At 72.7% G+C, this 7,286-nt stretch carries 6 protein-coding genes; 3 read left to right on the top strand and 3 right to left on the bottom strand.

Annotated elements, in window-relative coordinates; all coding sequences use genetic code 11:
* A partial coding sequence (locus ACIWVC_RS21090; protein WP_396450309.1) for a trehalose-6-phosphate synthase occupies window positions 1–1,334 on the top strand: 1,334 nt, incomplete at its 5' end.
* Window positions 1,335–1,456: 122 nt separating this feature from the next.
* Here ACIWVC_RS21090 and ACIWVC_RS21095 read toward each other — a convergent pair.
* Window positions 1,457–2,479, bottom strand: coding sequence for a sulfotransferase family protein (locus tag ACIWVC_RS21095; protein WP_396450311.1), 1,023 nt, complete (start codon window positions 2,477–2,479; stop codon window positions 1,457–1,459).
* 102 nt (window positions 2,480–2,581) lie between these two features.
* Window positions 2,582–3,133 carry an RNA polymerase sigma factor gene (locus ACIWVC_RS21100; RefSeq protein WP_396450313.1) on the bottom strand — a complete coding sequence of 184 codons (552 nt, stop codon included), beginning with the start codon at window positions 3,131–3,133 and terminating at the stop codon, window positions 2,582–2,584.
* On the opposite strand from ACIWVC_RS21100, the gene ACIWVC_RS21105 reads away from it, so the two are divergent.
* Both ACIWVC_RS21105 and ACIWVC_RS21110 read left to right on the top strand, forming a co-directional pair.
* On the top strand, window positions 3,127–5,196 hold the full coding sequence (locus ACIWVC_RS21105) for a serine/threonine-protein kinase (RefSeq protein ID WP_396450315.1): 2,070 nt from the start codon (window positions 3,127–3,129) through the stop codon (window positions 5,194–5,196). The two genes, ACIWVC_RS21100 and ACIWVC_RS21105, sit on opposite strands and share 7 nt — an antisense overlap.
* A 489-nt stretch (window positions 5,197–5,685) precedes the next feature.
* Window positions 5,686–6,273, top strand: a complete 588-nt coding sequence (locus ACIWVC_RS21110) for a PadR family transcriptional regulator (RefSeq protein WP_396450317.1) — start codon at window positions 5,686–5,688, stop codon at window positions 6,271–6,273.
* 50 nt (window positions 6,274–6,323) lie between these two features.
* Here the strand turns inward: ACIWVC_RS21110 and ACIWVC_RS21115 are convergent.
* Window positions 6,324–7,286 (bottom strand): hypothetical protein (locus ACIWVC_RS21115; protein ID WP_396454456.1); only part of this gene is annotated, 963 nt, incomplete at its 5' end.

A 7,286-nucleotide genomic window follows, 5' to 3' on the forward strand; every position in this document is an offset into this window, starting at 1 on the left:
AAGGCTCCGCGCCGTCCGGCGAAGACCCGGACGTGCTGTGGGTGTGCGCCAGCCTCAACGAGGCCGACCGGACGGCCGCACGCCGTTCACCGGACGGCCGCATAGACCAGGCGGGCTACGACACCGGGGGCGCGGCGGTGCGGATGCTCGACATCCCGCCCGCCACGTTCGACCGTGCCTACAACGCGGTGGCCAACTCGACGCTGTGGTTCGTCCACCATCTGCTGTACGACACTCCGCGCAGCCCGCATTTCGATGCGCGCGCACGGCGCGACTGGCAGTCCTATGAGGCGTACAACGCGGCGTTCGCGGACGCCCTGGCGCGAGACGCCTCCCAGGGAGCGAAGACCGCGATCCAGGACTACCACTTGTCGCTCGCTCCGCAGATGCTCCGGGATCGGCGTCCCGACCTGAAAATCGTGCACTTCTCCCACACGCCTTGGGCTCCGCCCGAGTACTACAGGCTGCTGCCTGACGACATCGGGGTCCAGGTCCTCCGCGGGATACTCGGCGCCGACCACGCGGGGTTCCTCACCGAGCGGTGGGCTTCGGCCTTCCTCGACTGCTGCGAACTCGTGCCCGGCGCACGCGTCGACCGGGCGGCCCGGACCGTCACCTGCGGAGGGCACACCACGCACGTGGGCGTCCACGGCCTCGGCGTCGACGAAGCGGCGTTGCGCAAGCGCGCCTCCCAGCAGGACGTCGTCGACCGGGCGCGCGCGCTGAGGGAGCAGGTGGGCGACCGCCGGCTCATCGTGCGGATCGACCGGACGGAGCTGTCGAAGAACATCGTGCGCGGTCTCGCCGCCTACCGCGAGATGCTCACCAACCATCCGGAGTGGCGCGGACGCGTGGTGCACCTGGCGTTCGCCTACCCGTCCCGCTACGACCTGCCCGAGTACCGCGAGTACACCGCGGCCGTCCAGCGGATGGCCGAGCAGATCACCGACGAGTTCGGCGGCCCGGACTGGGAGCCGCTGATCCTGCAGGTGAACGACGACTATCCGCGGTCGCTCGCCGCCTACGGCCTGGCGGACGTCCTGCTGGTCAACCCGATCCGGGACGGCATGAACCTCGTCGCGAAGGAGGGGCCCGTCCTGTCGGAGCAGGGGTGCGCGCTCGTCCTGTCGCGGGAGGCCGGCGCGGCGTCGGAGCTGTCCGAGGACGCGCTGATGGTGAACCCGTTCGACGTGACGCAGACGGCGGAGACGCTGCACCAGGCGCTGCTGATGCCGCGCACGGAGCGGGCCGAGCGCTGCGCCCGGCTCGCCGCCGCCGCCACGGCGCTGCCTCCGCAGCGCTGGTTCGCCGGGCAGCTCGCCGCGCTCGACTGACCGGGCGCCGGCCGGCCGGACGGGTCGGCCCGGCCGCGCGGGGAGCGCCCGCCCGCGACGGCGCCGCATGAAGATGCGGCATGCCGCCCTCTCCGGGCAAGGAGGGCGGCACGCCGCGGGCTTCAGGCGGTGCTGGCGGAGGGTTCGGCGACCAGGCGGCAGTCGACCGGGTTCGGTTCGTGCCGCTGCTTCCAGCGTTCGCGCAGCGCGTCCTTGCTCTGCGCCATGCGGCGGTGCGTGCTGACGCGGGTGAAGTGGGCGAGCTGCGACGCGGACGGCCGCGGCAGCCCGCTCGGCTCGTACCCGTATTCGGCGAGCCGTTCGCCGAACGCGGCCTCCGCCAGGCTGATCTCCCACGGGTCGAGCCGCTCCGCCCAGGAGCCGATGCGGTTGGTGGTGACGGCGTCGTGCGTCCGGCCGTGCCACCGCTTGCGGGACGGGACGGTCTGCCGCGCGAGGCCCTCGGGGTGCGTCATCGCGGGGTCGAAGTCCTCGCCGAGGAAGCCGCAGAGCCGGGTCAGCTCGTCGGCGGGGTCGGCGACGAGCCGCTCGTACTGCAGCTCGTAGTAGGTGTCGGGGCCGAGCCGCGCGGCGAGCCGGCGGCCCTGGTCGATCGTCTCGCGCCACAGCGACACGGCGTGGTGGACGTCGCCGTCGTACCAGGGCATCTCCAGCAGGGACGCGACGCAGTCCCGGCCGTCCCGGACGAGGTGGACGAACTGCGCGTCCGGGAACATGCGCAGCAGCGGCCCGGCGTACCGGATGTAGCTCGGGCGCTTGTCGCCCCAGCGCGCCTTGCCGTGCAGGCGCGCGTAGGCGCGGAACACGGCGCCGAGCGCCGAGCCGATCGTCGGCGGCCCGGCGGCGATCGCCTCGGCGACCTCGCCGGCGTCCAGGCCGAGCTCGCGGAACTTGGTCGACCGGTCGCCGGTGATCCACTCGGCGAGCGCGCGCCTGTTCTTGCTCTCCCTGAGGTCACCGAATTCGCACCGCGCCGTATAGGCGGGGAGGACGAACTTGGTCTCCGTCGGCAGTGCGATGCGCGGATGCGAGTGGAGCATCAGCCGCAGCAGGGTCGTCCCGGAACGGGCGCAGCCGAGAACGAAGATCGGGCGGTCGTGGCGGGAGGCCGGTCCTGATGGCATGCACCGCATGCTGCTGCAGACGCGCAGTTCACGGCACCGATTCTAGACGTACCGTTACCGCGCGATTACCGACCTTTGACGGGCCGTCCGGTCGGCCGGCGGTCAGGTGTAGGACTCGCCCAGCGTCTGCCTGACCTGCTTGCGCGCCTCGTGGATGCGGGACTTGACCGTGCCGAGCGGCAGCTTGAGCTGCTCGGCGATCTCCGCGTACTCCAGCTGCGACACGTCCCGCAGGACGAGGGCCTGGATGAGGTCCGGCTTGCGGGCCTCCAGGTCTTCCATGGCGTCGAGGATGTCGACCCGCGACCCGGCGATGACGCTGGTCCGGCGCGGGTCGGGGCGCTGCTGGGGGAGCTCGCCCGCCTGCTCCACCGAGCGCCGCTTCAGCGACCGGTAGGTGGAGCGCGCCGAGTTGGCGACGACGACGTGCAGCCAGGTGCTGAACCGCGACCGGCCCTCGAACCGGTGGATGTTCCGCGCGACCTGGAGCAACGCGTCCTGGCAGGCCTCTTCGGCGTCCTGCCGGCAGGGCAGGAACCGGGAGGTGTGCCGGAGAACGTCCGGCTCGATCTTGCGGAGGAGCTCGTTGAGGGCGCCCTGGTCGCCCTGCGCGGCCTTCACCGCCAGCTCCTCGGTCCTCTCGTCGAATGCCATGCCGCCTCATTGCTCGTTCGCGGGCTCACCCCGTTTGCTGGGATGATACGGGAGTGTCATTCCCACCAGCTGTAGGCCGTTACCGAATCGATCGCGTCCTGGGTTCGGGGGCGTTCGCCTCTGTGTGGCTGGGGCACGACGACGCCCTGGAGTCACAGGTCGCCATCAAGGTGCTGAACAGCAACCTGGTGGACGATCTGGACGTGCGCAACCGGTTCCTCGAGGAGGCCCGGATCCTGCGCCGCGCCGACTCCGAGCGGCTCGTCCGCGTGCACGACATAGGAGAGCTCCCGGACGGGCGCCCGTACTTCGTCATGTCGTACGCGGACCGCGGGACGCTGGCCGACCGCATGCGGGAACGGCCACTTCCGGTCAGCGACGTCGTGGCGCTCGCGGAGCAGATCGCCCACGGCGTCGAGGTGATCAACACCCTCGGGGTGATCCACCGCGACCTCAAGCCGTCCAACGTGCTGTTCCAGTCGACGCGGGACGGCGGCGAGAAGCTGCTCATCGCCGATCTGGGCCTGGCGAAGGCGCTGGCGCACGCGTCCGGGGCGTTCACGCTGCCGGTCGGCACGCCCGGGTACATGTCGCCGGAGCAGGCGCGGTTCGGCGGCGGGCTCGACGTCCGGGCCGACGTGTACGGGCTGGGCGCGCTGACCTACCACATGCTGACCGGGCGGGCCCCGGGCCCGGCACCGGTGAAGACGCCGCCGAGCGAGCTGCGCGAGGGGCTGACCCCCGCCTTCGACCAGGTGATCATGCGGGCGCTGGAGGTGGAGCGGGAGAAGCGGTGGCCGACCGCGGAGGCGTTCGCGGAGGCGCTGTCCACGCTGCGCCCGACGACGGCCCCGGCCGCGCCCACCCCGGTGTCCGGCGCGCCGACCCCGCGGATCGACGCGGACGCCACCGTCCAGGACTTCTACCGCGACGGCTCCCAGGCGCGCCCGCCCGCGCCGGGCCCCGCCCAGCAGCCGCCCGGTCCCGGGCAGGCCGGCGCGCCGGGGCAGGCCGGCGCCCCGGCCGAGATGCGGACGCGGCTCGACCAGCCCGCCGAGGACGACGTCCGCACCTCCGAGATGCGCGTCCCGCAAGGCCCTCCGGTTCCGGGCGGCGGGCAGGCGACGATCGTGGACGACCCCGCCGGACGCCCCGCGCCGTTCCGGCAGGGCGAGGGCCCGACGGCCCCGGACAACGACAACGACCGCACGGTGTCGTACCAGGCGCCGCCGGGTGGGGACAACAAGACCGCCGTGTTCCCGACCCAGCCGCCTCCGCAGAGCGGCGGCGGCCCCGCGCAGCCGATGGGCCCCTACGGCGGCCCGCCACCGCCGACGGGCTTCCAGCCCCCGCCCCCCGGCCCCGTCCAAGGCCAGGCCCAAGGGCCTGGCGGCAGGCAGGGCGGCGGGCAGGGCGGCCTGATGGGCAGGCTCTCCGGCGGCGGGGGGCCGCCAAAGAAGTTCGTCACGCCCCTGATCATCACCGCGGTGGTGCTGGCCGTGGCACTGATCGGCGGGCTGACGCTCGGCGTGCTGTTCTCCGGCGGCGACGGCAAGGACGACGAGGGGAAGAAGAAGCCGGCGATCCCCAAGGACTTCGTCGCGGCCTCCGACAAGGCCGGCAAGATCAAGACGGCGGTGCCGAAGGCGTGGCCGCTGGACCAGGAGCAGACGTGGACGCCGTCCACGGTCCGGCTGAACGACGCCCAGCCGAGGCCCGTGCTGCGCGCGACGCCGAACAAGGCCGCGTTCCTGGGCAACGGCAATGGTCCCGGCGTCTTCATCGGCGTGACCACGGACGTGCGCCCCGGCCAGCTCCCGCCGCCGAGCGCGTCCAACCACCCGCAGTGCACGAAGGCCGCGCCGGAGAACTACACCACTCCGGACGGCGCCCTCAACGGGACGATCACCCGCTTCACGGCGTGCAAGACCGGCACGCCCTCGGTGACCGAGATCGGTCTCAAGGACAAGTCCGGCAAGTTCGGCCTGTGGATCCGCGTCAAGGAGACCGACGACCGCAACGCCACCAAGGACATCCTCGACAACCTCAAGGTCACTCTCTAACCTCCCCCCGCCGGCACACCCGAACGCCCCACCGGACACCCCACAGGACACACGCCGCTGCTCTGGGGACGACCAGCGCCAGCCCTTGGGGAGGCCGCGGGTCTTCGCGGGGTGGCGAAGCGTCTCGCGGTGTCGAAGCGTCTCGCGGTGTCGAAGCGTCTCGCCGTGCCGAAGCGTCTCGCGGTGTCGAAGCGTCTCGCGGTGTCGAAATGTCTCGCGGTGTTGAAAAGCAGGCCCCTCCCGCCCGGGGGCGGACCCGCTTACCCCCATGGTCAAGCACGCCCGCCATGCGCGGAAGCAGAACGCTGCTCTGGGGATAACCAGGCCAAACAGCGGGAGCCAGGGACGGCTCCGGTCGCTGCGTGCGCGTGTGCCCCGGTGGCCCGCGCGGGGCCCGGTCAAGAAGCTTGAACGGTTGGTGTTGCATCGCGAGCTATTCCGATATATCGTTAATGCATCGCAACCGATCAATAGAGTTAGGAGACTGCGATGCATGAGCACATGAAGACCAGGCGTGGTGGGGGCCGCAGGCCCGAGGTCCGCGGCCGGCGCGGAGACCCGTTCGGCCCGTGGGGTCCCGGTGGTCCCGGGTTCGGGCCCGGACACCGCGGGCGCGGTGGACGCGGACGGCGGACGCGGCGCGGCAACGTCCGCGCGGCGCTGCTCGCCCTGCTCGCCGAGCGCCCCATGCACGGCTACGAGATGATCCAGGAGCTGGACGCCCGCACCGGCGGGGTCTGGCGCCCGAGCCCCGGCTCGGTCTACCCGACCCTCCAGATGCTGGAGGACGAGGGCAAGGTCGGCAGCGAGGAGCAGAGCGGCAAGCGCCTGTTCTCCCTCACCGACGCGGGCCGGGAAGAGGCGGCGGCGCAGACCGTCGCCCCCTGGGACGAGGTCACCGAGGCCGCCGGCGAGAACGTCCTGCGCGGACGCGAGGCCATCGGCCAGCTGATGGGCGCCCTCCACCAGGTGATGGCCGTCGGCAGCGAGGCGCAGAAGGCGCGCGCGCTGGACGTCGTCAACGACGCCCGGCGCCGCCTCTACGGAATCCTCGCCGACGACCCCGAAGCCGAGTGAGCCCCACCGACCGGAACCGCCGCGGCATCAAAGCCGCGGCGGTTTCGCGTTCACTTCGGGAAAGGCGCCTGCTTGGCGAGCTGGTCGGCCATGTAGAGCTGCTTCCACACGTACAGGCCCATGTCGGAGCGCTTGACGTCGCGGTCGACGGGGACGTCCACCGTGGCGCGCACCAGGAAGGCCGAGCCCGGCGGCATGTACTTGTCGCCGCCGTCCCCCGGGATCAGCTCGCCGCCCGCGAGGCGCCGCACGACCTGGCTCTTGGTCGGCGGCGTGCACATGTCCTCGGGGACGCCGGCCTGCGGCATGCACCGCCCCCGCGCGTCCGGCACGACCAGGTCCCGCTTGACGAACACGTCGCCGGGGAAGTCGAGCAGGACTTTCTTGCCGGACGGGTTGCTGAGGATGTACTCGATGTACGGGAACGACGTCCCCGACGGCGGCGCGGACTGCGATGTCGGCGCCACGCCGTCGCTGACCCCCTCCCCCACCGTGGCGATCTTGTATTTGGACCCGTCGGCCGTGCCGACCGTGATCGGCGCACCGGCGTCCGGCAGCTCGGCGTCCCCGCCCGGCCGCTGCTCGCCGCCGGCCGGCACCGCGCCCGTCCCGCCGTCGTCTCCGGAGCCGGGCGTCAGGATCAGCCCGATCGTGACCAGCCCGGCCAGGATGAGCACCCCCGCCGCGACGAGCCCGCTGCGGCGCCCCGCGCGGCGGCGCGCCCGCCGTTCGCGCTCCTGCTCCAGCGACCCGAGCCGGACCTGCACCCCGCTCGTCTCCCGGACGCCCATCGGCCCGGTCGTGGACGAGCGCTCCTCACGTCCGGAGTAGGCGTCCTGCGCCTCGGGCACCCCGGCCCACTCCGCACCGCCGGGCGGCGTGCCTCCGCCGGTACGCGGCGAGCCGGCGGACTGTCCGGCGGACGGCGAGCCACCGACCCCGCTCCAGCGGTTGGCCGCCGCCGCGCCCTCCACCTCGCCGGCCGTCCCGGATGCGGAACCGCCCGGCTGCGG

The sequence above is a fragment of the Actinomadura sp. genome, assembly GCF_044508335.1.
Taxonomy (GTDB): domain Bacteria; phylum Actinomycetota; class Actinomycetes; order Streptosporangiales; family Streptosporangiaceae; genus Spirillospora.

Bases quoted from the DNA above. Each gene is read 5' to 3' on its own strand.
- ACIWVC_RS21095 (WP_396450311.1), bottom strand. From the start codon at position 2,479: ATGCCATCAGGACCGGCCTCCCGCCACGACCGCCCGATCTTCGTTCTC.
- ACIWVC_RS21105 (WP_396450315.1), top strand. From the start codon at position 3,127: ATGCCATGCCGCCTCATTGCTCGTTCGCGGGCTCACCCCGTTTGCTGG.
- ACIWVC_RS21100 (WP_396450313.1), bottom strand. From the start codon at position 3,133: ATGGCATTCGACGAGAGGACCGAGGAGCTGGCGGTGAAGGCCGCGCAG.
- ACIWVC_RS21110 (WP_396450317.1), top strand. From the start codon at position 5,686: ATGCATGAGCACATGAAGACCAGGCGTGGTGGGGGCCGCAGGCCCGAG.